A 22588-nucleotide genomic window follows, 5' to 3' on the forward strand; every position below is an offset into this window, starting at 1 on the left:
CCACGGATCGGGGCGGGGGTGCCTTAGCGCGCCCCGCGCGCAGTGCGAAAAAGGGCCCCTCCCCGCCTGTGCGGAGAGGGGCCCGGGGGACCGAAGCTCAAGAACTCAGATCATAAACCGTCGTCCCGCCAACGGTAGTCGCCGTGAAGGTGGCCGCGACCCACTGCGCGATCTGCTCCGCGTCGTCGCTGCCGGAGGAGCCGCCCATCGACGAACCGGTGCCGACGAAGTAGTGGATCTCCTTGTTCTGCACCATTTCCTGGAACTGCGCGAGCGTCGGCGATGGGTCGGTACCGTTGAACCCGCCCACGGCCATCACCGGCACATCCGCCGCGAGCTGGTAGCTGGCCGCCGGGTTCGAACCGACCGTGGCCGCGGCCCAGGTGTAACCGGCACTGTCCTTCTGCAACAGCTGGACCAGCTCCTGGCTCGGCGTGCTCGTGGTGAGCAGGCTGCCGATGCCCCCGCCCATACCGCCACCAGGACCGCCACCCTGCCGACTGGTCTGGCCGCCTTGACCACCCCCGGGCATCCCGCCCTGGCCGCCACCGAACGCGCGACCACCGCCACCGAAGCTGCTGCCGCTGGGCCCCGCAGCGGGAATCGCGCCACTGTGCGGAGTCGCAGCTGTCGCGATGGTGTAAGCCCCGCTCCCGGCCAGCGACGCCACCAGCGCGATGACCGCGATCCCGCGGGCGGCCGGGCGGGGCAGCCGGTCGGCCACCAGGATCCCCACCGCCGCGAACAACGCGAGCACCAGCGCCAGGTACTTCAGCCACGGCACGAAGTCGGTTTCCTTGTCCAGCAACATGAACGCGGTCAGCCCGGTGAGCGCGACCCCGCTGGAGAGCAGCCCCGCGGCCACCGGATGCGCGCGCAGCCGCCACAGCCGCGCCGCGCCCATGCCGACCAGCGCGGCGACGGCCGGCGCGAGTGCGACCGTGTAGTACGGGTGGATGATCCCGCTCATGAAGCTGAACACCCCACCGGTGATCAGCAGCCAACCGCCCCAGACCACCGCCGAAGCGCGGATCGCGTCCGTGCGCGGAGCCTGCCAGCTCAACCAGATCAGCGCCGCCAGCGCGAGCACCGCCGCGGGCAGTAGCCACGCGATCCCGCCCGCCATCTCGCTGCTGAACAACCGCGCCCAGCTGCCGCTGCTCTGCGCGCCGCCGAGGCTGCCGACTTCGTCACCGGTGATCCGGCCGAACCCGTTGTAGCCGAAGGCGAGCTCCCAGATGCTGTTGGTCTGCGAGCCACCGATGTACGGACGGCCGGCGGCGGGCCACAGCTGCACCACCAGGATGTACCAGCCCGCCGAAACGATCACCGCCACCAGCGCGCCGAGCAGGTGCAGCAAGCGCTTTCCGAGCCCGGTCGGCGCGGCGATCAGGTAGGCCAGCGCGAATGCCGGCAGCACGAGGAAAGCCTGCAGCATCTTCGCCAGGAAGCCGAAACCGACCGCGACCCCGGCGAACACCAGCCATTTCGGGCCGGCCTTCTCGATCGCCCGCACCGTGCAGTACGCCGCGATCACCAGCAGCAGTACCAAAAGCGAGTCCGGGTTGTTGAACCGGAACATCAGCGCCGCGACGGGCGTCGCCGCGAGCACCAGGCCCGCCAGCAGGCCGGCGCCGGGGCCGGAGACGCGCCGCACGGTTGCATACAACACGTATACGGAGCCGATACCCATGAGCGCCTGCGGGACGAGCACGCTCCACGAGCTGAGCCCGAACACCCGCACGAACAGGCCCATCACCCACAGCGCGGCGGGCGTCTTGTCGACGGTGATCGCGTTCGCCGGGTCGCTGGAGCCGAAGAACCACGCCTTCCAGCTCTCCCCGCCGGCCTGCGCGGCCGCGGAGTAGAACGCGTTGGCCCAGCCGGAAGCCGAGAGATCCCACAGGTAGAGCACGGCGGTGACCACGAGCAGGCCCAGCAGCGTGGGGCGCACCCAGCGTGGGTCGCCGGGTCTCCCGTGCAGCAGACGGCTCCTTCGGCTCGAGTTGGGCGGACTTTCCGGAGCGGAGCGTTCGGCTAGCACGGTCATGGGTCCAGGGTCCCGGCCACACCTTGGCCGAGGTTGTGCCGTTCCTGTGAGAACCCTGTGGACGTCCGGATCACCTGTCCGGGTACCCGGGGCAGCTCCTCGGTCACGGCGGCGTCGATCGTCAGCACCGCGCGCGGCAGGCGGACCTCGAACTCCGTGCGGCCCGGCCTGCTGTGCACCTCCACCGTGCCGTGGTGCGCGGATACGACGGCGGCGGCGATCGCCATCCCGAGCCCGGTGCTGCCCGCGGCCCGCGAACGGGACGAATCACCCCGCGCGAACCGCTCGAACACGTTCGGGAGCAGGTCGGGCGGGATGCCGGGCCCGTTGTCGGTCACGGTCAGCACGGCGCTCCCGTCTGCCGACACCGCCAGCCGCGTGGTCACCGTGGTACCGGGTGGAGTGTGGTTGCGGCCGTTGGCCAGCAGGTTCGACAGCACCTGGTGCAGCCGCTGCGCGTCGCCGCTGACGGTGACCGGGGCTTCCGGAAGTTCCAGCCGCCACCGGTGCTCTGGCCCGGCGATATGCGCGTCGCCGACCGCGTCCGCGACCAGGCGGGTCAGGTCCACCTCGGACTCCTCCAGCGGGCGGCCGGCGTCAAGCCTGGCCAGCAACAACAGGTCGTCGACGAGCGTGGTCATCCGGGAGGCCTCGGATTCCACCCGGTACATGGCGTGCGCGATGTCGGCGGGCACGCGGCCGTTGGCGCGCCGGGTCAGCTCCGCGTAACCGCGGATCGCGGCCAGCGGCGTGCGCAGTTCGTGGCTCGCGTCGGCGACGAACTGGCGCACCCGGGTCTCGCTGGCCTGCCGCGCGTCGAGCGCGTTGTCGATGTGGCCGAGCATCCGGTTCAACGCGTAACCGACCTGCCCGACCTCGGTGGCCGGGTCGGTGTCGGTCACCGGAACCCGTACGGACAGGCCGACTTCCCCGCGGTCGAGCGGAATTTCGGTCACCTTCGCGGCAGCCGCCGCGACGCGGTCCAGCGGGCGCAACGTCCGGCGCACCACATACGCGCCGACCACACCCGCGCCGATCACGGCCGTGAGCGCGACGCCGCCGAGGATCAGCCCGACCGTCAGCATGGTCGCGTCCGCCTGGTCCATCGGCAGGCCGAACACCTCGACGCCGTTGTCCGTGTTCACCGCGATCACCCGGTAGCTGCCCTCGGACAGGGAAACCGTGTGCGTCTTGCCGTCGGCGGCGACCCCGCGCAGCACCTCCTGGTCGGCGAGCCCCATCGGCTGCGGGTTCGGCACCGGCGAACCCTGTTGCGTGTCCAGGATTTCGGCCTGGGTCTGACCGGGGGAGAACAGCGCGTGCACGGTCCCGGTCGCGGTGCCCAGTGCGTTGAGCGCGTCACCGTGGTCGCGGCCGGGCCCGCCGTTGAAGCTCTGCGAGCGGTTGACGGTGTCGTGCAGTTGTTTGTCCACCTGCTGGGTGAGGAACGCGCCGAGCGCGAACTCGCTGATCACGCCGATCACCAGGCAGACAACGGTGAGCAGCGCGAGCAGAGCCCCGATCAGCTTCGTCCGCAGCGGCCGCACCCGCCGCCGCGGTTCCGCCCGGTGGGCAGACTTCCGCACGTTCATGACTCGACGATGGGCCGGTTTCGTGTGGGGTCCTTGTGTGCTTCCTGTGTAACCGCTGTGTGATTGCGGGACACAGGGTCCCGACATAACTCCCACAGGCTTCACACAGAGCGTGCTCGAAGACTCGGGTCCATGACTACCGAACAGTTGCCCCCGCAGCAGAGCACTCCCGACCAGAACTGGGGCGCGCCGCAGGGCCGCCCGCCGCAGCGCTGGTCCGGCCGCAAGACACTGGCCGCCGTGGCGGTCGCCGTCGCCGTTGTCGGTGCCGGCGGCGCGGCCATCTACGTCGCAGGCAGCTCCACCGACTCCACCAGCGCGCAGGGTGGTATGCAGGGCGGGCCGGGCGGCGGGCAGATGTCCGGCGGCACCGGCGGACTGGCCACGCTGAGCAGCGCGTTGCACGGTGAGTACGTGGTCTCCGATGGCAACGGCGGTTACACCACCGAACTCGTGCAGACCGGCACTGTCACCGCGGTCGACTCGACGTCGCTGACCGCCAAGAGCACCGACGGGTACACGAAGACCTACACCATCGACAGCGGGACAGCGGTCGGCAACAACGCCGACATCAGCAGCATCGCCACCGGCGACACGGTCACCGTGGTCGCCTCCGTTTCGGGCGACACCGCGACGGCCGACACCCTCACCGAGGGCACCGGCCAGGCGAGTGGCGGCACCGGCGGTCAGGCCGGTGGCCAGCAGCAAGGGACCTTGCCGCGGCAGAATTCCGGCCAGAGCGGCAGCGGCCAGACGACAGGCCAGGGCTGAGCCATGGGCACGCGTGAGACCGGGTTGCGCCGCGTGGCGCTGGTGACCACCGGGCTGGCCGTCGCCGGTGCCGCCGGTGCGACGCTTGTCGCCTGCGGGGTTTCCGGCGACGACAGCTCCTCGACCCAGACCTCGACCACTCAATCGTCCACTTCGGACACTCAGTCGTACTCGGGCACGAGCGGGATGTCGTCGAGCGACGGTTCCGCGCACGCGCAGTCGGGAGGATCGTGATGACCGCCCTGCTCACCGGCGCCACCACGGCGCGCTGGCCGGTGTGGAGCACGACCGCCCGCGTCGTCGTCACCGACCCCGCCGCGCTCGCCGAGGCGAAAGCCTTGGTGGAGACGGAACTCACCGAGGTGGAACGAGCGTGCAGCCGATTCCGTCCGAACTCCGAACTCGCGCTCGCCGAGCGCGCCGGTGAGGAGGTCGAGATCGGCGATCTGCTGGCGGAACTCGTGGCCGCCGCGCTCGAGGCCGCACGCCGGACCGGCGGGGACGTCGATCCGACATTGGGTGACGCGCTCGCTCAGCTCGGGTACGACCGGGATCTGCCGCTGGTGCCCGCGGACGGGCCGGCGCTGCCGATCCAGCTGCGGCCCGCGCCGGGCTGGCGGCGGATTCGCCTGGACGGCACCAGGTTGACCGTGCCGGAGGGTGTGCACATGGATCTCGGAGCCACGGCGAAGGCCTGGACGGCGGACCACTGCGCGCGCCTCGTGGCCGGGGCCCTGGGCACCGGCGTGCTGGTGGAGCTGGGCGGAGACCTCGCCACGGCGGGCGCCGCGCCGGCCGGCGGCTGGAAGATCCTGGTGCGCGACCGGATCGAAGATCCCGCGTGCACGGTCTCGGTGCCCTCCGGCGCCGCGATGGCCACCTCCAGCACCAACTCCCGCACCTGGCGTCGCGGGGAGAGGCTGCTGCACCATGTGCTGGACCCGCGCACCTGCCAGCCCGCGCCGCGCACGTGGCGGAGCGTCTCGGTGGTCGCGGATCGTTGCGTGGACGCGAACACCTGGACCACGGCGGCGCTCGTCCGTGGCGAGGACGCGCCCGGCTGGCTCTCCGGCCTCGGCGTGCCCGCCCGGCTCGTGCACCGGGATGGCCGGGTGCTCACTCTCGGCGGTTGGCCGGAGCCATGACCAGCCAGGCATTATGGGACTTCGGGCGTGGTTCCGGCGTGGTGGCGCTGGTGCTGCTGACGCTGACGATGGTGCTCGGCATCGCCACCCGCTCGGGGCGTCCCGCGCCGTGGCTGCCCCGGTTCGCGGTGGCCGAGACGCACCGCAACACCAGCCTGCTGGCCACGGTTTTCCTTGTCCTGCACGTGGGTCTGCTGCTGTTCGACCCGTATGCGCAGCTGCGGATCTTCGACGTGATCTTCCCGTTCGCCGGCGACTACCGGCCGTTCTGGCAGGGACTGGGCACGGTGGCGCTGGATCTCATCGTGGCGCTGGTTGTCACGAGCCTGCTGCGCCACCGCATCGGGCACCGCACCTGGCGCGGAATCCATTGGGCCGCCTACGGTCTGTGGCCCATCGCGCTGATCCACGCGCTGGGCACCGGCACCGACGCGTTCAGCGCCTGGTTCCTCGTGCTCGCGGTGATCTGCGTGGCCGCGGTGCTCGGTTCGCTCGGCTGGCGGCTCTCGGCACGGTTCACCGAACGCCGTGCCGTACCCAGAATGGAGGCCCGGGTATGACGATCAGTCTCACCGAGGTGCAGGGCCTGCTCGACGCGGCAGCCCCCGATCTCGACACGCACCAGCGGCTCAGCGGCCCGGTCCCGTGGCGGCGGCAGCTCGTCCCGGAACTCCGGGAGGCCGGGCTGACCGGGCGTGGGGGAGCGGGATTTCCCGTGTGGCGCAAGCTTTCCGTGGTCGCGCAGGGCAGGTCCGCGGTCGTGATCGGCAACGGCGCGGAAGGCGAACCGGCCAGCAGCAAGGACGAAACGCTCCTGCTCCGCGCCCCGCATCTCGTGCTGGACGGGCTGCAGCTGGCGGCGGAAGCCGTGCGTGCGGCCGGGGCCTATCTGTACGTGCCGGCGGGTCCGGTGTCGGAGTCGGTGCGGGCCGCGCTCGCCGAACGCGTGGCGCGGAACTGGGACGCCATCCCGGTGGCCGTCGTGCACTCGCCGGAGGGATTCCTCAGCGGGCAGGAATCCGCTGTGGTCGCGGCGATCGAGGGCAGGCCCGCGGTGCCGGCCGACCGGCTCGAACTCACCGTCCGCTCCGGCGTCCGCGGGCGCCCGACGCTCGTGCAGAACGTGGAAACGCTCGCGCATATCGCACAGATCGCGCGGTACGGCGCCGGATGGTTCCGCCGCAGGGGCACGGCCGCCGAACCGGGCACGTTCCTGGTCACGGTCAGCGGTGCGGTGCGGACGCCGGGAGTGCACGAAGTCGCGATCGGCACCCCGCTCGACGCGGTGCTGGCGCTGGCAGGTGGGCCGTCGGCCGATCTGCGCGCGGTGCTCGTCGGCGGTTACCACGGCACGTGGGTGCCGGCGGCGAACGTCGGAATCAGCTTGTCCCGCAACGAACTCGGCGCGATCGGCGGTTCGCCCGGGGCGGGCGTCGCGGTCGCGCTCGACACCGACCATTGTGGACTGTCGGCCGCCGCGGACGTGGTCGGCTACCTTGCCGGCCAGAGTGCCCGGCAGTGCGGCCCCTGCCTGAATGGACTGCCCGCGATGGCGCGGGCGTTGCGCACGCTCGCGGCCGGTGAGAGCACGCCCGACGTGCCGGGCCGGGTGGGCTGGCTCGCGGATCTGGTCGACGGGCGCGGCGCCTGTCATCACCCCGACGGCGCGGCGCGGTTCGTCCGCAGCACGCTCGCCGTCTTCGGCGACGAAGTCGCCTGGCACCTGCGCGGCGAATGCGCGGCGAGGAGGAAGAAATGACTGTACGGCTGCACATCGACTGGACCGCCTGCGACGGCCGCGGGCTGTGCACGGAGCTGTTGCCGGAGACCCTTTCCCGTGACCCGTGGGGATTCCCGGTGCCGCGTGACGGCGCGCGGGAGACCGTCGTCCGGCCGGAGCTGAGCGAACACGCGAAGCGCGCCGTCCGCCTGTGCCCGACGCTTGCCCTGCGGTTGAGGGAAAATCAGGCAGGCTGAACGACGTGGAACGTTTCACCGTGGATCGCGTCCGGTGGCACGTGGTGTTCGGCGAGCACGGCCCGCACCGAGTCCGCGAGCGCGGGCGGCACGCACAGCAGCCACTCGTCCACCTTCGCCGGATGCAGCCGCGCGGCCAGCAGCGCGCGCAGCCGCGCGCCGTCGAACGCGCCGGGCTGGTAACGCTCGTCGGAAATGGCGAGCGCCGAGCCGATGCTGTCGAACGGTTTGGCCGTGCGTGCGGGCCGTAGTTCCGGGTCACGTTCGTCGGTGCGGAAATGCACCACCCGCAGCCGCCCCTCGAACCGGCGGGTCAGCTTGCTCAGCTCTTCCGCGAAAAGCGTGTCCGCTCCGCTGCGGTTGACGTAGAGGAGCGTGGCGCGGCAGCGCGTCGCCGTGGCCAGCGCGTGCCCGAGTACCGGCAGCACCGGTGCGATCCCGATCCCCGCCGCGATCGCCACGAAGTGCTTCGTGTCGCGGCTCTCGGGGCAGAGCGTGAACTCGCCTTCGGGCGGCAGCACGTCCAGCTCGTCGCCGGGCGCGAGCGCCGAGGTCGCGTAGCCGGAGAACCGCCCGCCGGGCAGCTGTTTGATCGCGACGTGCAGCTCGTCCTCGCCCGGCCGCGCGAGGACGGCGTACTTCCGCCGCAGCACTTCTCCGTCCACGACGGCGCGCAGCGTCACGTGCTGACCGGGGGTGAACCGGAACTCGTTCCGCAGCTCCGGCGGCACCGTGAAGCCGACGAGCGCGACCCGGTCGAGCGGCCGCCGCACGCTCGTGACGGTGAGCCGGTGGAATTCGCCCCTTCGGGCCGGCGCCGGCGGGGGAGCGCACCACGGTTCCCGGTCGGCGCGCCATCCCTGGAGGTACCGGTAGAACGGCAAGGACGGATACCGGCTGTGCACGCTGCGATAACTGCGCGCGTCCGGGGAGTGGTGGCGCGGGAACCAGTCGAACCACCACCCGCCCAGCAACATGGTCAGCCGCTGCGGCAGCAGGTAGACGATCAGCAGTTCCAGGCCGTGCCCGGTGCCGGTCACCGCGGCGAGCGTGCCGGGCAGCAGCACCAGCATCGCCAGCGACTCCGCCACCTCGGCCTGCGGCCGGTTCGCGGTGCGCTGGAAGTAGGCGAAGGCGTGCCACAGATCGGTCGCCATCCAGCGCAGCGGCAGCTGCCAGCGCGGGCCCCGCAGGTTCCACGGGGTCAGATGCGCCTGCCCGCCGGCCCGGTGCTGCTCCAGATGCAGGAAACGGGCCGCGGGGAAGGACACGAACGCCGAGGTGAACAGGATCGCCACCCGGCCGAGCACGTCGTTGATCCAGGTGAGCCTGCCCGCCGCGTGATGCGAGGACTCGTGCACGACGACGAACAGCCCGAACATCGCGACCACGTGCATCGGGACGGTGACCCACGCCGGGAAGTGCTCACCGAGCGCCAGCCAGACCGCGGACGCGCCGAGGCCGAGCGAGCCGCCGAAGAGCAGCAGGGTGGGCGTCACCACCTCCGGAACCGTCACCCGAAACCGGGGAAGTGCCTGTGCCTCAACGGTTGTCACGTCCGGCTCCTCCGCACGGGGGACCTGCTGCGAAGAAGGTAGACAAAACGAGTTGAAATGTAAACTTCGGCCACGTCACAGCGCGGCCAGCAGGCCAAGGCCGGGGCTGTCAAGTGCCTGGCCTAGACTCGGACTTCGGGCACTAGCGTGCCCGTGCGATCAGCATGACCACTATCCCTGTATGGCTCGAGGAGAACACGTTGAAGAGCACCGTCGAGCAGCTCAGCCCGACGCGAGTCAAGATCAATGTCGAGGTGCCGTTCGACGAACTCAAACCGAACTTCGACCGCGCCTACCGCAAGATCGCCCAGCAGGTTCGCATCCCGGGCTTCCGGCCCGGCAAGGCGCCCGCTCGCGTCCTGGAAAGCCGGATCGGCCGCGCGCCGGTGCTCGATGAGGTCGTCAACGAGGTCATCCCGGCCAAGTACATGGAGGCGGTGCGCGCCGGTGAGGTGCGCACCCTCGGCCAGCCCGACTTCGAGGTGACCAAGCTCGAGGACCGCGACGTCCTGGAGTTCACCGCCGAGGTCGACATCCGGCCCGAGATCAGCCTGCCCGAGTTCGACGGGCTCACCGTGAGCGTGGACGACGTCGAGGTCACCGACGAGGAGGCGGACGCCGAGCTGGACCAGCTCCGCGCCCGCTTCGGCACGCTGACCGGCGTCGAGCGCCCCGCGGAGAACGGCGACTTCGTCTCGATCGACCTGTCGGCCACGGTCGACGGCGAAGAGGTCGAAGAGGCCTCGACCACCGGGCTGTCCTACGAGATCGGCTCCGGCCAGCTCGTCGACGGCATCGACGAGGCGATCATCGGGGCGAACGAGGGCGAGACCAAGACCTTCACCACCCAGCTGGTCGCCGGCCAGTACGCGGGCCGTGACGCCGAGGTGTCGGTGACGGTGCAGAGCATCAAGCAGCGTGAGCTGCCCGAGGCCGACGACGAGTTCGCCCAGCTGGCCAGCGAGTTCGACACGATCGACGAGCTCAAGGCCGACCTGCACGAGCGGCTGGCCCGGATGAAGAAGGTCCAGCAGGGCGTCCAGGCCAGGGACAAGATCCTCGAGCAGCTGCTCGAAGAGGTCGAGATCCCGCTGCCGGAGAAGGTCGTCGAGGCCGAGGTGGAAAGCCGCAAGCACGACGCGGTGCACGACCTCGACCACAGCGAAGAGGCGCTGGCGAAGGTGCTGGAGTCCGAGGGCAAGACCCTGGACGAGTTCAACGCCGAGCTGCAGGCCGACGCGGAGAAGGCGGTGCGCACCCAGCTGCTGCTGGACACCATCGCCGACGCCGAGGAGACCAGCGTCAACGACGCCGAGCTGACCGAGCGCATCCTCTACCAGGCGCAGCGCTTCGGGGTCAGCCCCGACGAGTACGTGCAGCGGGCCCAGCAGTCCGGCCAGCTGTCGGCCATCTACGCGGACGTCCGGCGCGGCAAGGCCCTGGCCTCCGTGGTGCGGAAGGCGAAGGTCACCGACGCGTCCGGCGCCGAGGTCGACCTCGATGAGCTCTTCGGCTCCGCCGAGGAGGAGGCCCCGGCCGCCGACGCGGGCGAGGCCACTGAGACCGAGGTCACCGAGGCTGCGGAGTCCGGCGCGGAAAGGTAAAGCTCTCAGCGAACTTGGGCGGTGTCAGGCATTCTGCGCCGCCCGAGTTCGTTAGGGTCGATTGCAAGATCTCATTGAGTACGAAAGTCCACAGTGGATCTTCTCGCGGGGATCCACGGCGGCGAAAAGGCAGGCAGACGTGACGCAGCACAAGCCCGAGGCGCGGACCAGCACCGCGGGGCTCAACCTGACCGACTCGGTGTCCGAGCGGCTGCTCCAGGAACGCATCGTGGTGCTCGGTTCCGAGGTCAACGACGAGGTCGCGAACCGGATCACCGCCCAGCTGTTGCTGCTGGCCGCGGAGGACTCCGAGTCCGACATCAGGTTCTACATCAACTCTCCCGGTGGCTCGGTCACCGCGGGGTTCGCCATCTACGACACCATGCAGCTCATCGAGCCGGACGTGGCGACCTACGCGATGGGCCTCGCCGCCTCGATGGGGCAGTTCCTGCTCTCCTCCGGCACCCCGGGCAAGCGTTACTCGCTCCCGCACGCCCGGATCCTGATGCACCAGCCCTCCGCCGGCGTCGGCGGCACGGCCTCCGACATCGCCATCCAGGCCGAGGTGTTCGGCAAGTGGAAGCAGGAGCTGGCCCGCATCACCGCCGACCAGACGGGGCAGTCGGTCGAGCAGATCATCCGGGACGGGGACCGCGACCGCTGGTTCACCGCCGAGGAGGCTCGCGAGTACGGCTTCGTGGATCAGGTGCTGACCAGGGAGAACCAGCTTCCGTCCGCCAACGGCGGCCGCTGACCGGGCGCGCAAGTAGGAGAAGGCAATGAGCGAATTTCAGCTTCCGCAGTCCCGGTACATCCTGCCCTCGTACGTCGAGCGCACGAGCTACGGGATCAAGGAATCCAACCCGTACAACAAGCTCTACGAGGAGCGGGTCATCTTCCTGGGTGTCCAGGTGGACGACGCGTCGGCCAACGACGTGATGGCCCAGCTGCTGCACCTGGAGCACGAGGACCCCGACCGTGACATCACGATCTACATCAACTCCCCTGGTGGCTCGTTCACCTCGCTGATGGCGATCTACGACACGATGCAGTTCGTGCGTCCCGACATCCAGACCGTGGCGCTCGGCCAGGCCGCCTCGGCCGCGGCCGTGCTGCTGGCGGCGGGCACCAAGGGCAAGCGGCTCGCGCTGCCCAATGCCCGCGTGCTGATCCACCAGCCCGCCACCGAGGGCACCTACGGCCAGGTGTCGGACCTGGAGATCCAGGCCAACGAGATCCAGCGGGTCCGCCGCCTGATGGAGACCACGCTGGCCAAGCACACCAACAAGACGCCCGACGAGGTCCGCGCGGACATCGAGCGCGACAAGATCCTCACGGCCGAGCAGGCCAAGGAGTACGGGATCATCGACGAGGTGCTGCCCTACCGCAAGGCGTCCGACGGCTGATGATCCACGGCCGGAGCCGGTGCGTGTCGCTGAAGGCACGCACCGGCTCCGGGACCTAGGCTGGCCCGCGCGGCATCGGCCCCGGGGCGGGGCTAGGGTCCGTCGGCCACGCGTCGGAGGACCGATGGTCCTCCCGTCAGGCGCGTCGGGCGGGTACCGTCAGAGGCGGTGCGGAAAGTTCCGCTGTCTCTGGGCGGCGAGGGCAGGTACACGGACAGGTGCGCGATCCGGCGCTCCGGAGGGGACAGGTCAACGGTCATGGCACGGATCGGCGACGGCGGAGACCTGCTGAAGTGTTCTTTCTGCGGGAAGAGCCAGAAACAGGTGAAGAAGCTCATCGCCGGCCCCGGCGTCTACATCTGCGATGAGTGCATCGACCTGTGCAACGAGATCATCGAAGAGGAACTGGCCGAAGCCGGTGACGTGAAGCTCGACGAGCTGCCGAAACCCTTCGACATCCACGAGTTCCTCGACCAGTACATCATCGGCCAGAGCGACGCCAAGCGCACGCTCGCCGTGGCGGTGTACAACCACTACAAGCGCATCCAGTCCGACGACAAGTCCGGGCCGAAGGACTCCAAGGACGAGCCGGTCGAGCTCGCCAAGTCCAACATCCTGCTGCTGGGCCCCACCGGCTGCGGCAAGACCTATCTGGCGCAGACGCTCGCGAAGATGCTGAACGTGCCCTTCGCGATCGCCGACGCCACCGCGCTCACCGAGGCGGGCTATGTCGGCGAGGATGTCGAGAACATCCTGCTCAAGCTGATCCAGGCCGCCGACTACGACGTGAAGCGCGCCGAGACCGGCATCATCTACATCGACGAGGTCGACAAGATCGCCCGCAAGTCGGAGAACCCGTCGATCACCCGCGACGTGTCCGGCGAGGGCGTGCAGCAGGCGCTGCTGAAGATCCTCGAGGGCACCACCGCGAGCGTGCCGCCCCAGGGCGGGCGCAAGCACCCGCATCAGGAGTTCATCCAGATCGACACGACGAACGTGCTGTTCATCGTGGCCGGCGCGTTCGCCGGGCTGGAGAAGATCATCAACGAGCGGGTCGGCAAGCGGGGGCTCGGGTTCGGGGCGGACATCCGCACCCGCACCGAGATCGAGGAGAGCGACGTCTTCTCCGACACCATGCCCGAGGACCTGATCAAGTTCGGGCTGATCCCGGAGTTCATCGGCAGGCTGCCGATCGTGGCGAACGTGACCCACCTCGACAAGGAGTCGCTGGTGCGGATCCTCACCGAGCCGCGCAACGCACTGATCAAGCAGTACAAGAAGCTGTTCGAGATGGACAGCGTCGAGCTGGAGTTCACCAAGACCGCGCTGGAGGCGATCGCCGACCAGGCGGTGCTGCGCGGCACGGGTGCCCGCGGTCTGCGCGCCATCATGGAAGAGGTCCTGCAGCCCGTGATGTACGACATCCCGAGCCGCAACGACGTCGCCAAGGTGGTCATCACCGAGCAGACGGTGCGGGAGAACGTGAACCCGACGATCGTGTCCCGTCAGCCCTCGCGGCGGCGCAGCACGGAGCGTGGCGAGAAGTCCGCGTAATGGGCCGGTAGCCCGGACGGGCTGGAGCCGGGCTCGATAAGCTAGCCGGATGAGCGTTGAGGGGGCTGGTCCCCGCCAGGATGCCGAGAACGGCACCACGGCCGAGGCCGGTGGCGAGGACAAGGTCGTCCCGGAAGGCCGGGGTGACGTGCGCGGGATCAGCGATCTGACCTACCGGATCATCACCCCGTTCCTGAGCGATCCGCTCGTGCACCGGTGTGTCCAGGTGGTCCTGATCGTGCTCACCGCTGTCTGTGTCGTCGCCACCGGCGTGCGGCTTTCCGCGTTGCCGTTGTTGCCGATCCCGCTGTTCGCCGTCGCGTACTACGCGTTGCGCCGGGTGCGGGTGGCTTCGTCGGACAGGCTGCTGGTGATCTGGTCGTCCACGCTGCTGGCCGCGGTCGTGGTCGGGTTCTGGTTCCTGTCGGTCGTCGGCACGTGGGTCGGCTGAGCCGCCTCAGGCCTGCGGCACGTGCTTGCCGACGAAGCTCACCACGCTGGGCACCACGGTCCGGTTGAACGAATCGCCGTGCTTGCCGCGTGCGGTGTACGCCACGGCGGGGTGGGTGGCGGCCATGAACTGCCGCACGCCGTCGATGAACGAGTCCTCGGTGCCGCAGTACACCGCCATCGGGACACCGGCGGTGGCGTCGAGGTGCTTGAGCGGATCCATCGACGCCCATTCGGCCTCGTCGCGGAAGATGCCGCGCTTGGCCATTTCCGTCCAGGACAGGATGAGCGCCGGCGCCAGCAGCGCCAGCGCGCCGACCGGCTGGCGGCGTTCGGCCCGGCGGCGCGCGTAGAGCAGCCCGCCGAACCCGCCCATCGACATCCCGGTGCACGCGAACGGCAGCCCGTCCGTCCCGCCGAGGCCGCGCCGCTTGAGCCACTGCGGGACCTCTTCCAGCAGCATGGCCATCGGATCGTCACCGGGGTGGGCCTGATGCCAGTAGTTGTCGCCGCCGTCGACCGCGACGAACCCGTACGAGGGCGACGCGTGCCGCGCCACCTGGCTGCTCAGCTCGGCCAGCGTGCCGGTGGGCGCGGCGGTGCGGGCGCGTCCGTGCAGCCCGTGCAGCAGCAGCGACATCGGCAGGTTCTTCGGCGGGTTCTTGCTCGGCAGCAGCGTGACGAGATCGACCTCGCGGTTGCGCGCCTGCGAGAACACCCGCTCGACCTTCGCCACCCCGAGCTGGCTCACCGGCGTGGTCGACGTGACGCCGAGCGCGCGCTGCACGGCCTCGCTGAACGGCAGCGCACCCGTCGCGGTGCCCGCCGTGATCCCGGCTATGCCCAGCCCGGAAGCCCCCGCGATCAGCAGCGACCGCCGGCTGAAGCGTCGCGGCCGCGTCCCCTCCTGATCCACAGCGTTCATTGAACCAGCTCAGGACAAGGCGGTGGCCGCCTCCAGCACCCGATGCTCTCCGGTGTAGAGGTTCATGCTCGCCCCGCGCAGGAACCCGACGAGGGTCATCCCGTTCTCCTCGGCCAGCTCCGCCGCCAGCGAGGACGGCGCGGAAACCGCTGCCAGCAAAGGAATCCCCGCCATCGCGGCCTTCTGCACCAGCTCGAACGACGCGCGGCCGGACACCAGCAGCCCGACCTGGCCCAGCGGCACCTTGTGCTCCAGCAACGCCCAGCCGAGCACCTTGTCCACCGCGTTGTGCCTGCCGACGTCCTCACGCACCGCGAGAAGTTCACCGCTCTCGGTGAACAGACCGGCGGCGTGCAGGCCACCGGTGCTGGCGAACACCCGCTGCTTCGCGCGCAGCTTGTCCGGCAGGCCGGCCAGGACCTCCGGGGTCACCGAGAACGGGGAATCGCCTGGGGGGAAACGGGTTTTGAGCTTCACCGCGTCCAGGGCCGCCTTGCCGCAGACCCCGCAGGACGAGGTCGTGTAGAAGTTGCGCTCCACGCCTGTCTCGGGCGGGGCGACGCCTTCGGCGAGCGTGAGGTCCAGGACGTTGTAGGTGTTGCGGCCCTGGTCGTCCACGCCGTCGCAGTAGCGCGCCGCGAACACGTCCTCCGGTGACCCGAGCACGCCCTCCGACAACAGGAAGCCGTGCGCCAGCTCGACGTCGTGCCCGGGGGTGCGCATCGTCACCGCCAGCGCCTTCCCGCCGACGCGGATCTCCAGCGGCTCCTCGGCCGCGAGGGAGTCCGGCCGGCGGCGCTGCCCGTTCGCCGAAAGCATCCTCACCGGTCGTCGCACGGTAACGCGGCCCATGTCCGTTCCCTCCCGAAAATGCTGTCCGAAAGTTCCACAAATGACTGGTGCGCCGACAGGCTTTCGGTACTAGATTGCACTCTCAATCACCAGCCTAGGGGAGCGTCACCGTGGCCGTCACCTTCCTGGACCGTGCGCACACCGTCGCGCCCGCGAACTGGAGTCGCTGGCTCATCCCGCCCGCCGCCCTGTCGGTGCACCTCGCGATCGGCCAGGCATACGCGTGGAGCGTGTTCAAGCCGCCACTGGAGAAGTCCCTGGGGCTCACCGGCACGCTGTCGGCGCTCCCGTTCCAGCTCGCCATCGTGATGCTGGGCCTGTCCGCGGCGTTCGGCGGCACACTCGTCGAGCGCAAGGGCCCGCGGTGGGCGATGTTCGTGTCGATGACGTGCTTTTCCAGCGGGTTCCTGGTTTCCGCGCTGGGCGCGGCCACCTCGCGGTACTGGCTGGTCGTGCTCGGCTACGGGGTGATCGGCGGGGTCGGGCTGGGCATCGGCTACATCTCGCCGGTGTCCACGCTGATCAAGTGGTTCCCGGACCGGCCGGGGATGGCCACCGGGATCGCGATCATGGGCTTCGGCGGTGGCGCGCTGATCGCGTCCCCGTGGTCGAGCCAGCTGCTGGCGACCTTCGGCACCGGCACCGGTGGGATCGCCACCGCGTTCCTGATCCACGGCGTGGTGTACGCGGTGTTCATGTCGCTGGGTGTGTTCCTGATCCGGGTGCCGGCCGCGGACTGGAAACCGCGGGGCTGGGAGCCGCCGGCCGCGAACGGCAACATGCTCATCACGACCGCGAGCGTCTCGGCGGCCAACGCGCTCAAGACGCCGCAGTTCTGGTGCCTGTGGGTGGTGCTGTGCTTCAACGTGACGGCGGGCATCGGCATCCTGGAGAAGGCCTCGCCGATGATCACCGACTTCTTCAAGCAGACCCCGGTCCCGGTGGGCGCCGCGGCCGCCGCCGGGTTCGTCGCGCTGCTCTCGCTGACGAACATGCTCGGCCGGTTCGTCTGGTCTTCCACTTCGGACGTCATCGGGCGCAAGAACATCTACCGGTGCTACCTGGGCATCGGTGCGGTGCTGTACCTGGTCATCGCGCTCACCGGCAACTCGTCCAAAGTGGTCTTCATCCTGTGCGCGATGGTGATCCTTTCCTTCTACGGCGCGGGTTTCGCCACTATTCCGGCGTATCTGAAGGATCTGTTCGGCAGCTTCCAGGTCGGTGCCATCCACGGCAGGCTGCTCACCGCGTGGTCGGTGGCCGGGGTGCTCGGGCCGCTGATCGTGAACGCGATCGCGGACAGCCAGAAGCGGGCGGGCAAGCAGGGGCCGGACCTGTACACGACGTCGTTCTACATCATGATCGGGCTCTTGGTGGCCGGGTTCATCGCCAACGAGCTGGTTCGGCCGGTCAAGGAGCGCTACCACGAGCCGGTGCCGCGGCAAGACGTCGCCGCGGCCGAGGAGGCGGAATGAACGAGGGCCGGCGTCCCTGGCTGATGACCCTGGCGTGGCTCTGGGTCGGGGTCCCCTTCGCCTGGGGGTTGTACGAGTTGATCCTCAAAGTGGTCCAGCTCTTCGGGGGCTAGAAAAGGCCGCCGCCCGCGTGCAGGATCTGGCCGGTGATCCAGCGGGCGTCGTCGGAGGCGAGGAAGGCGACGACGTCCGCGATGTCCCCGGGTTCGCCGATCCGGCCCAGCGGCGTGGCCTCGGCGCTTTGCCGCAGGCGTTCGGCGCTCATCACGGATTCGAGCCCGTCGGTGCGGGTGGAGCCGGGGCGCACGCTGTTGACGGTGATGCCGCGCGGGCCCAGTTCCTTCGCCGCGGTCTGGACCAGTACGTCGGAGGCGGCCTTGCTGGCGCCGTACACCCCGCCGCCGACCCGGAGCGTGACGGCAGCGCCGCTGGAGATCGAGATGATCCGGCCACCGTCGCGCACCCGCTTCGCGCCTTCGCGCAGCACGCCGAGCGTGGCGCGGGTGTTGGTCGCGAAGACCAGGTCGAAGTCCTCGTCGGAGGCCTCGGCGATCGGCGCGAACCTCGCGACCCCGACGTTGCTGACCAGGACGTCGAGCGGTCCGAACCGTTCGGCGGCGTCGAAGAGCCCGCGCAGCTGACCCGGGTCGGCGACGTCCGCCTGCACGGCGATCGCCTTGCCACCCTTGGCTTCGATCCCGGCGACCACCTCGTCGGCCGCGGCGCGGTCGGTGCGGTAGTTCACCACCAGGTCGGCGCCGTCGGCGGCGAGTCGCTGCGCGATGGCGCGGCCGATACCCCGGGAACTGCCGGTGACGAGTGCGACGGTCATGTCGGCCCCTTTTGTCGAGATCGTCGATAGTTGAGATCATGGACTAAATTGGTCGAGGATGTCAACTAAGCTGGAGGGCATGGCGGATCGGGACCTGGCCGGCGCGATGGCGCTCGTGCATCGCGAGTCGAGTGCGCTCTACAGCGAGATCGCGCGGCGGTTGGGGCTGACCAGTCAGCAGACCCAGCTGTTCTGCGTGCTGTCCAGGGAGCAGCCCTCGTTCGGCGAGCTGGCTACGATGCTCGGCTGCGACAAGACGAACGTGACCGGCATCGTGGACCGGCTGGTCCGGCGCGGCTACCTGGCCAGGGAAACGGATCCCCAGGACCGGCGGGTCAGCCGCATCGTGCTGACCGGCGAAGGGGAGGCGCTGCGCCGGCGGATCCGTGCCGAGTTCGCGGACGGGGTCGAGGAACGCTACGCGGGACTGTCCACTGAGGACCGTGCTCTTCTGGTCCGGTTGCTGGGCGCCGCCAAACCCTGAAGCAGCGCACGCCGCGCCGAGTGCACGTGCTCCTCGGCGACGGAGGCGAGCCGCTCGGTGTCCCCGGCGCGGATCAGCTCGGCCAGTTCGCGGTGTTCGTGCGCCACGCGGGCCTGATAGCGGTCGTGCCCGAGCCGGATGCGGTGTGACTGGAACAGATACACCTGCGAACGCACGGCATGCCAGGCTTCGAGCAATCGGCGGTTGCCGGCGGCGCGGTAGACCACCTCGTGGAAGTCGATGTCGAGCGCGAGTAGCCGCGGGCCGTCGTCCTCGGCCGTCATGGCGCCCACCAGCCTGTCCAGCTTGTCGAGGTCTTCGTCGGCGGCGTGCCCGGCGGCGGTGGTCGCGGCCAGCCTGTCCAGTGCGGCGCGCACCGCGTAGACCTCCTCGACGTCGGCCTCGGTCAGCTCGATGACCCGGGTTCCCTTGTGCCACACCGAACGCACGAGGCCCTCGCGCTGCAACAGCGCCAGCCCTTCCCGCACCGAACCGCGGCTGACCTCCAGCGACGCCGCCAGTTCCACCTCGCGCAGCGCGCTGCCGGGCGGGATCCGGCCGCTGAAGATCTCCTCGCGGACGCGGTCCGCCGCTTCTTCCGCAAGCCCGCGACGCTGCGCCGGTCGCACCATGTCCGAATGTTGACATTAGCGGTGTGCCCAGGTCAAGCTGGGGTTATCCGAATCGCAGAGGAGCCGCCTGATGACCCGCCCCGGTTTCCACCTGGCCATCCCGGTCGACGATCTGGCCCGCGCCCGCGAGTTCTACGGCGGGGTACTCGGGCTGCCCGAGGGGCGCTCGGACACGGCCTGGGTGGACTGGAACTTCCACGGGCACCAGGTGGTCACGCACGTGGTTCCGGGCGCCCGCAACGAATCCGGGCGCAATCCGGTCGACGGGCACGACGTGCCGGTGCCGCACTTCGGGCTGATCCTGTCGGTGGCGGACTTCCAGGAGCTGGCCGGGAAGCTGCGCGCGGCGGGCACCGAGTTCGTGATCGAGCCGTACCAGCGCTTCGCCGGTGAGCCGGGGGAGCAGTGGACCATGTTCCTGCACGATCCGGCCGGGAATGCCTTGGAGTTCAAGGCTTTCCGGGATGAGTCGCAGTTGTTCGCCAAATGAGCCGCGGGGTACTCGTCACCGGCGCGGCGGCCGGGCTGGGCCGGGCCGTCGCGCTGGCGTTCGCCGAGCGTGGGGACAGGGTGGCGGTGCACTATCACTCCGACCGTGCCGCGGCGGAGGCCACGCTGGCCGTGCTGCCGGGCGACGGACATGCGCTCGCGCAAGGCGATCTGGCCACAGCGGCGACCGAGATCGCGGACTCGGCCGAAGAGTCGCTCGGCGGTGTGGACGTGCTCGTGAACAACGCGGCCGTCGCCCCGGGCCCGGACAACGCGCACCCGGTCTCCGGCACGGGTTTCGAGCAGTGGCAACAGGTCTGGCGGCAGATGGTCGAGGTGAACCTGCTCGGCACCGCGGATCTCACCTACCGGGTGGCCCGGCACATGATCGCGCGCGGTGTCGCGGGGCGCATCGTGCACGTCGGTTCCCGGGGCGCTTTCCGGGGCGAGCCGGATTATCCCGCGTACGGGGCGACGAAGGCCGCGCTGCACGCGTTCGGCCAGTCATTGGCCGTTTCCCTTGCGCCGCACGGGATTTCGGTCGCGTCGGTGGCGCCCGGGTTCATCGCCACCGATCGCGTCGGGCACAAGCTGGCGGGCGAGAGTGGCGTGGAGTTGCGGGCCCAGAGCCCGTTCGGGCGGGTCGCGGAGCCACGGGAGATCGCGGACGCGATCGTGTTCCTCGCCGAGCCGGGGTCGACGTGGGCTTCCGGCGCTGTGCTGGATCTCAACGGGGCGTCGCATCTGCGGACCTGACTGGTGTGTCGCGCGTTGGCCGGGCAGACGGTATAACGCTTGACGTTATTAACGCGAGTCGTTCACTCTGCGGGTGTGATCAGGTCGTTCGCGGACAAGGACACCCGCAAGCTCTGGGATCGGAGCCGCGTCAAGCGCTTCGAAGCCTTTGAACGCGTGGCGCGCCGTAAACTGGAGATGGTCAACGCGGCCGCGATCCTGACCGACCTCACCGCGCCTCCCGGCAACCGGCTGGAACCGCTCCACGGTGATCGGGTCGGACAACACAGTATCCGTATCAACGATCAATACCGGATCTGCTCCCGCTGGACCGAGGCGGGCCCGGAGGACGTGGAGATCTGCGACTATCACTAATCCGCACCGGAGGACACCACCATGAGCGAGAAGCTGCCACCGATCCACCCCGGCGAGATCCTGGCCGAAGAATTCCTGGAGCCGTCGGGGATCACCCAGCACCGGCTGGCCACGCGAATCCACGTGCCGCCGCGCAGGATCAACGAGATCGTGCACGGCAAGCGCGGCATCACGGCCGACACCGCGTTGCGCCTGGCCCGGTTCTTCGGGACGACCGCCCAGTTCTGGGTTTCGCTGCAGGCCCGCTACGACCTGGAACGGGAACGGGACAAGATCGGCGGGGAACTGGCCGACATCCACCCGCTGGACGAGGGCAAACTCCTTACCGCCTGACCGCCGCGTCGGCTACGAAATCTCGGGCGGGGGCGCGGAGTTGAGCAGTTCGTCGAAGCGGTTCCCGGCATCGGCGGGCAGGGCGCCGTCGCACTCGATTCCCAGGCGCTGCGCCAGATCCCGGGCATACAGCCGGACCGCGGCCTCGACCAGCCGCGCATAGGTGTCCGTCGCGGTGCGGGTGCGTCCGCGCGCGACGATTCCGAGCACCACAACGACGATCGCCGCGGGCCACCACAAGTAGATCACCGGCGCGAACAACACCGCCCACGCGCCGAGTTCGGCAGCGCGCGTCATGCCGGTGCGTGCGGCGGTGATCTCGGTGCGTTCCTGCTCCGGAAGCAGCAGCCACAGGTACGGCCACACGAGCGCCAGGTCGAGGCTGTGGTCCCGCTCGAGCCGCACCGCGACGCCGTTGATCCGGTCACCGCTCCACGTCGGGCGATCCGGGCGTTCCACTGCTATCGACGTCCTGGCGCGGAGCGCGGCGTGCCGGGCTTCGGGGTCGAGTTCGCGGTCCAGCGCCATCGCTTGTGCCGCTTCGGCCCAGCGAGCGCTGTAGTCCCGGTGTGCCTCGTCCCACCGCTTGCGCCGGGCCTCTGTGCCGCGCCTGGCGAACGCGCGCGCCAAGCGTGGCCAGGAATGCCAGCCTGCCGCGAGCACCACCCGCTCGATCGCGGACCCGAGAACGCGCGCCACGAGCCCGACCACCACTGACATCGCGAGCGCCGCGAGCAGCAGCACGACCTGGCCGCCCACGGTGCCGACCACCGGCGCGTGCGCCCAGCCGGTGACCTGACGGACCAGCCGGGGAACATCCAGCGCATGGGACTGCCCGAGCGCGTAAGCAGCCGCCACGACCGCGAGGAACAACGCCCCGGGCAAGGCCAGCAGACCCAGCCACTTGTCGGCGAGGCTTTTGCCGAGCTGACCGCCGAAACCGCCCAGAATCCCGGTCATGGCAGCGTCGCGCGTCGGAGTGGCGAACCGGTCACGGCGCAAACCGCGCTGTGGTCCGGCCAGGCGAAGCGGGTACACGCGTGCGCGGCCCGGGGGCACAACAGCACCGGCTCGTGAAAGCGGTTTCGCTCGAGGCCCGCGAGCGTCGTCGCGTCCCGGTTGCGGCCGAAAACCCCGAGGGCATCACCTGCTTGGCGCAGCCCGCGATGCACGGATTCGAGCAGTTCGGCCGGGTCCGTGCCGTCGCGCAGCGCGGCCAGCAGTTCGTCCAAATGCTGCTCGGCGGTGGAGCCGGCCAGCGAGGCGCGCAGCGGGCCGGCGTTTTCGCAGACATAGGCGACGGCGTCCGCGATCTGTTCCCTGGACCTGTTCGCGCGTCCCACTGGCCTCC

27 protein-coding genes are annotated in these 22588 nt (G+C 69.9%); 18 read left to right on the plus strand and 9 right to left on the minus strand.

What is annotated here, in order from left to right:
* Nucleotides 1-97 precede the first annotated feature (97 nt).
* Nucleotides 98-2050, minus strand: a complete 1953-nt coding sequence (locus tag VHD82_RS22005; protein ID WP_325706927.1) for an ArnT family glycosyltransferase — start codon at nt 2048-2050, stop codon at nt 98-100.
* Nucleotides 2047-3642: a sensor histidine kinase gene (locus tag VHD82_RS22010; protein ID WP_325706930.1), complete on the minus strand. Its 1596-nt coding sequence runs from the start codon at nt 3640-3642 to the stop codon at nt 2047-2049. Before VHD82_RS22010 ends, VHD82_RS22005 begins: the two co-directional genes overlap by 4 nt.
* Nucleotides 3643-3774: 132 nt before the next feature.
* Between VHD82_RS22010 and VHD82_RS22015 the strand changes: the two genes are divergently transcribed.
* From VHD82_RS22015 to VHD82_RS22040, 6 genes are read left to right on the plus strand one after another with little or no spacing between them, the layout of a single operon-like run.
* Complete coding sequence (locus tag VHD82_RS22015) at nt 3775-4413, plus strand: hypothetical protein (protein WP_325706933.1); 639 nt, start codon at nt 3775-3777, stop codon at nt 4411-4413.
* A 3-nt stretch (nt 4414-4416) separates the two neighbouring features.
* Complete coding sequence (locus tag VHD82_RS22020; protein WP_325706936.1) at nt 4417-4647, plus strand: hypothetical protein; 231 nt, start codon at nt 4417-4419, stop codon at nt 4645-4647.
* Nucleotides 4647-5558: an FAD:protein FMN transferase gene (locus VHD82_RS22025; protein ID WP_325706939.1), complete on the plus strand. Its 912-nt coding sequence runs from the start codon at nt 4647-4649 to the stop codon at nt 5556-5558. Before VHD82_RS22020 ends, VHD82_RS22025 begins: the two co-directional genes overlap by 1 nt.
* Complete coding sequence (locus VHD82_RS22030; RefSeq protein WP_325706942.1) at nt 5543-6118, plus strand: ferric reductase-like transmembrane domain-containing protein; 576 nt, start codon at nt 5543-5545, stop codon at nt 6116-6118. The genes VHD82_RS22025 and VHD82_RS22030 overlap by 16 nt, the downstream gene beginning before the upstream one ends.
* Nucleotides 6115-7317 carry an NADH-ubiquinone oxidoreductase-F iron-sulfur binding region domain-containing protein gene (locus tag VHD82_RS22035; protein ID WP_325706945.1) on the plus strand — a complete coding sequence of 401 codons (1203 nt, stop codon included), beginning with the start codon at nt 6115-6117 and terminating at the stop codon, nt 7315-7317. The genes VHD82_RS22030 and VHD82_RS22035 overlap by 4 nt, the downstream gene beginning before the upstream one ends.
* Nucleotides 7314-7535 carry a ferredoxin gene (locus VHD82_RS22040; RefSeq protein ID WP_325706948.1) on the plus strand — a complete coding sequence of 74 codons (222 nt, stop codon included), beginning with the start codon at nt 7314-7316 and terminating at the stop codon, nt 7533-7535. The genes VHD82_RS22035 and VHD82_RS22040 overlap by 4 nt, the downstream gene beginning before the upstream one ends.
* Here the strand turns inward: VHD82_RS22040 and VHD82_RS22045 are convergent.
* The gene (locus tag VHD82_RS22045) at nt 7523-9091 is read right to left on the minus strand and encodes an FAD-binding oxidoreductase (RefSeq protein WP_325706951.1); all 1569 of its coding nucleotides are present in this window, start codon (nt 9089-9091) and stop codon (nt 7523-7525) included. The two genes, VHD82_RS22040 and VHD82_RS22045, sit on opposite strands and share 13 nt — an antisense overlap.
* 200 nt (nt 9092-9291) lie before the next feature.
* On the opposite strand from VHD82_RS22045, the gene tig reads away from it, so the two are divergent.
* The 5 genes from tig to VHD82_RS22070 all read left to right on the plus strand — a co-directional run bounded on the left by tig (nt 9292) and on the right by VHD82_RS22070 (nt 14106).
* A complete protein-coding gene (gene tig / locus VHD82_RS22050; protein ID WP_325706954.1) occupies nt 9292-10695 on the plus strand; it encodes a trigger factor in 1404 nt (467 codons plus the stop codon).
* A 139-nt stretch (nt 10696-10834) separates the two neighbouring features.
* Nucleotides 10835-11449: an ATP-dependent Clp protease proteolytic subunit gene (locus VHD82_RS22055; RefSeq protein ID WP_325706957.1), complete on the plus strand. Its 615-nt coding sequence runs from the start codon at nt 10835-10837 to the stop codon at nt 11447-11449.
* Nucleotides 11450-11474: 25 nt separating this feature from the next.
* Complete coding sequence (locus tag VHD82_RS22060) at nt 11475-12101, plus strand: ATP-dependent Clp protease proteolytic subunit (RefSeq protein ID WP_325706960.1); 627 nt, start codon at nt 11475-11477, stop codon at nt 12099-12101.
* 258 nt (nt 12102-12359) lie between these two features.
* Nucleotides 12360-13655 carry an ATP-dependent Clp protease ATP-binding subunit ClpX gene (clpX, locus tag VHD82_RS22065; RefSeq protein ID WP_325706963.1) on the plus strand — a complete coding sequence of 432 codons (1296 nt, stop codon included), beginning with the start codon at nt 12360-12362 and terminating at the stop codon, nt 13653-13655.
* Nucleotides 13656-13704: 49 nt separating this feature from the next.
* The gene (locus VHD82_RS22070; protein ID WP_325706966.1) at nt 13705-14106 is read left to right on the plus strand and encodes a hypothetical protein; all 402 of its coding nucleotides are present in this window, start codon (nt 13705-13707) and stop codon (nt 14104-14106) included.
* A gap of 6 nt (nt 14107-14112) precedes the next feature.
* Here VHD82_RS22070 and VHD82_RS22075 read toward each other — a convergent pair whose 3' ends face one another.
* Together VHD82_RS22075 and fdhD are read right to left on the minus strand one after the other, a co-directional pair.
* Complete coding sequence (locus VHD82_RS22075) at nt 14113-15030, minus strand: alpha/beta hydrolase (RefSeq protein WP_325706968.1); 918 nt, start codon at nt 15028-15030, stop codon at nt 14113-14115.
* Between the two features lie 9 nt (nt 15031-15039).
* Nucleotides 15040-15882, minus strand: a complete 843-nt coding sequence (fdhD, locus tag VHD82_RS22080) for a formate dehydrogenase accessory sulfurtransferase FdhD (RefSeq protein WP_325706970.1) — start codon at nt 15880-15882, stop codon at nt 15040-15042.
* 110 nt (nt 15883-15992) lie between these two features.
* On the opposite strand from fdhD, the gene VHD82_RS22085 reads away from it, so the two are divergent.
* Together VHD82_RS22085 and VHD82_RS36870 are read left to right on the plus strand one after the other, a co-directional pair.
* The gene (locus tag VHD82_RS22085; RefSeq protein ID WP_325706973.1) at nt 15993-17357 is read left to right on the plus strand and encodes an L-lactate MFS transporter; all 1365 of its coding nucleotides are present in this window, start codon (nt 15993-15995) and stop codon (nt 17355-17357) included.
* A gap of 23 nt (nt 17358-17380) precedes the next feature.
* The gene (locus VHD82_RS36870; protein ID WP_414637566.1) at nt 17381-17470 is read left to right on the plus strand and encodes an MFS transporter small subunit; all 90 of its coding nucleotides are present in this window, start codon (nt 17381-17383) and stop codon (nt 17468-17470) included.
* Here the strand turns inward: VHD82_RS36870 and VHD82_RS22090 are convergent.
* Nucleotides 17467-18189: an SDR family oxidoreductase gene (locus tag VHD82_RS22090; RefSeq protein ID WP_325706976.1), complete on the minus strand. Its 723-nt coding sequence runs from the start codon at nt 18187-18189 to the stop codon at nt 17467-17469. The genes VHD82_RS36870 and VHD82_RS22090 overlap by 4 nt on opposite strands.
* Before the next feature lie 58 nt (nt 18190-18247).
* Between VHD82_RS22090 and VHD82_RS22095 the strand changes: the two genes are divergently transcribed.
* A complete protein-coding gene (locus VHD82_RS22095) occupies nt 18248-18673 on the plus strand; it encodes a MarR family transcriptional regulator (RefSeq protein WP_325706979.1) in 426 nt (141 codons plus the stop codon).
* Here VHD82_RS22095 and VHD82_RS22100 read toward each other — a convergent pair.
* The gene (locus VHD82_RS22100; RefSeq protein ID WP_325706982.1) at nt 18607-19305 is read right to left on the minus strand and encodes a GntR family transcriptional regulator; all 699 of its coding nucleotides are present in this window, start codon (nt 19303-19305) and stop codon (nt 18607-18609) included. The genes VHD82_RS22095 and VHD82_RS22100 overlap by 67 nt on opposite strands.
* 70 nt (nt 19306-19375) lie before the next feature.
* On the opposite strand from VHD82_RS22100, the gene VHD82_RS22105 reads away from it, so the two are divergent.
* From VHD82_RS22105 to VHD82_RS22120, 4 genes are all read left to right on the plus strand, one after another.
* Nucleotides 19376-19795, plus strand: a complete 420-nt coding sequence (locus tag VHD82_RS22105; protein WP_325706985.1) for a VOC family protein — start codon at nt 19376-19378, stop codon at nt 19793-19795.
* On the plus strand, nt 19792-20550 hold the full coding sequence (locus tag VHD82_RS22110) for an SDR family oxidoreductase (protein WP_325706988.1): 759 nt from the start codon (nt 19792-19794) through the stop codon (nt 20548-20550). Before VHD82_RS22105 ends, VHD82_RS22110 begins: the two co-directional genes overlap by 4 nt.
* Nucleotides 20551-20625: 75 nt before the next feature.
* Nucleotides 20626-20904: a type II toxin-antitoxin system RelE/ParE family toxin gene (locus VHD82_RS22115; protein WP_325706991.1), complete on the plus strand. Its 279-nt coding sequence runs from the start codon at nt 20626-20628 to the stop codon at nt 20902-20904.
* Between the two features lie 21 nt (nt 20905-20925).
* Nucleotides 20926-21237, plus strand: coding sequence for a HigA family addiction module antitoxin (locus VHD82_RS22120; protein WP_325706994.1), 312 nt, complete (start codon nt 20926-20928; stop codon nt 21235-21237).
* A gap of 12 nt (nt 21238-21249) precedes the next feature.
* Here VHD82_RS22120 and VHD82_RS22125 read toward each other — a convergent pair whose 3' ends face one another.
* A complete protein-coding gene (locus VHD82_RS22125; RefSeq protein WP_325706997.1) occupies nt 21250-22197 on the minus strand; it encodes a hypothetical protein in 948 nt (315 codons plus the stop codon).
* The gene (locus VHD82_RS22130; protein ID WP_325706999.1) at nt 22194-22580 is read right to left on the minus strand and encodes a hypothetical protein; all 387 of its coding nucleotides are present in this window, start codon (nt 22578-22580) and stop codon (nt 22194-22196) included. The genes VHD82_RS22125 and VHD82_RS22130 overlap by 4 nt, the downstream gene beginning before the upstream one ends.
* Between the last annotated feature and the right edge of the window lie 8 nt (nt 22581-22588).

The organism is Amycolatopsis sp., assembly GCF_035546795.1.
Taxonomy (GTDB): Bacteria; Actinomycetota; Actinomycetes; order Mycobacteriales; family Pseudonocardiaceae; genus Amycolatopsis_E.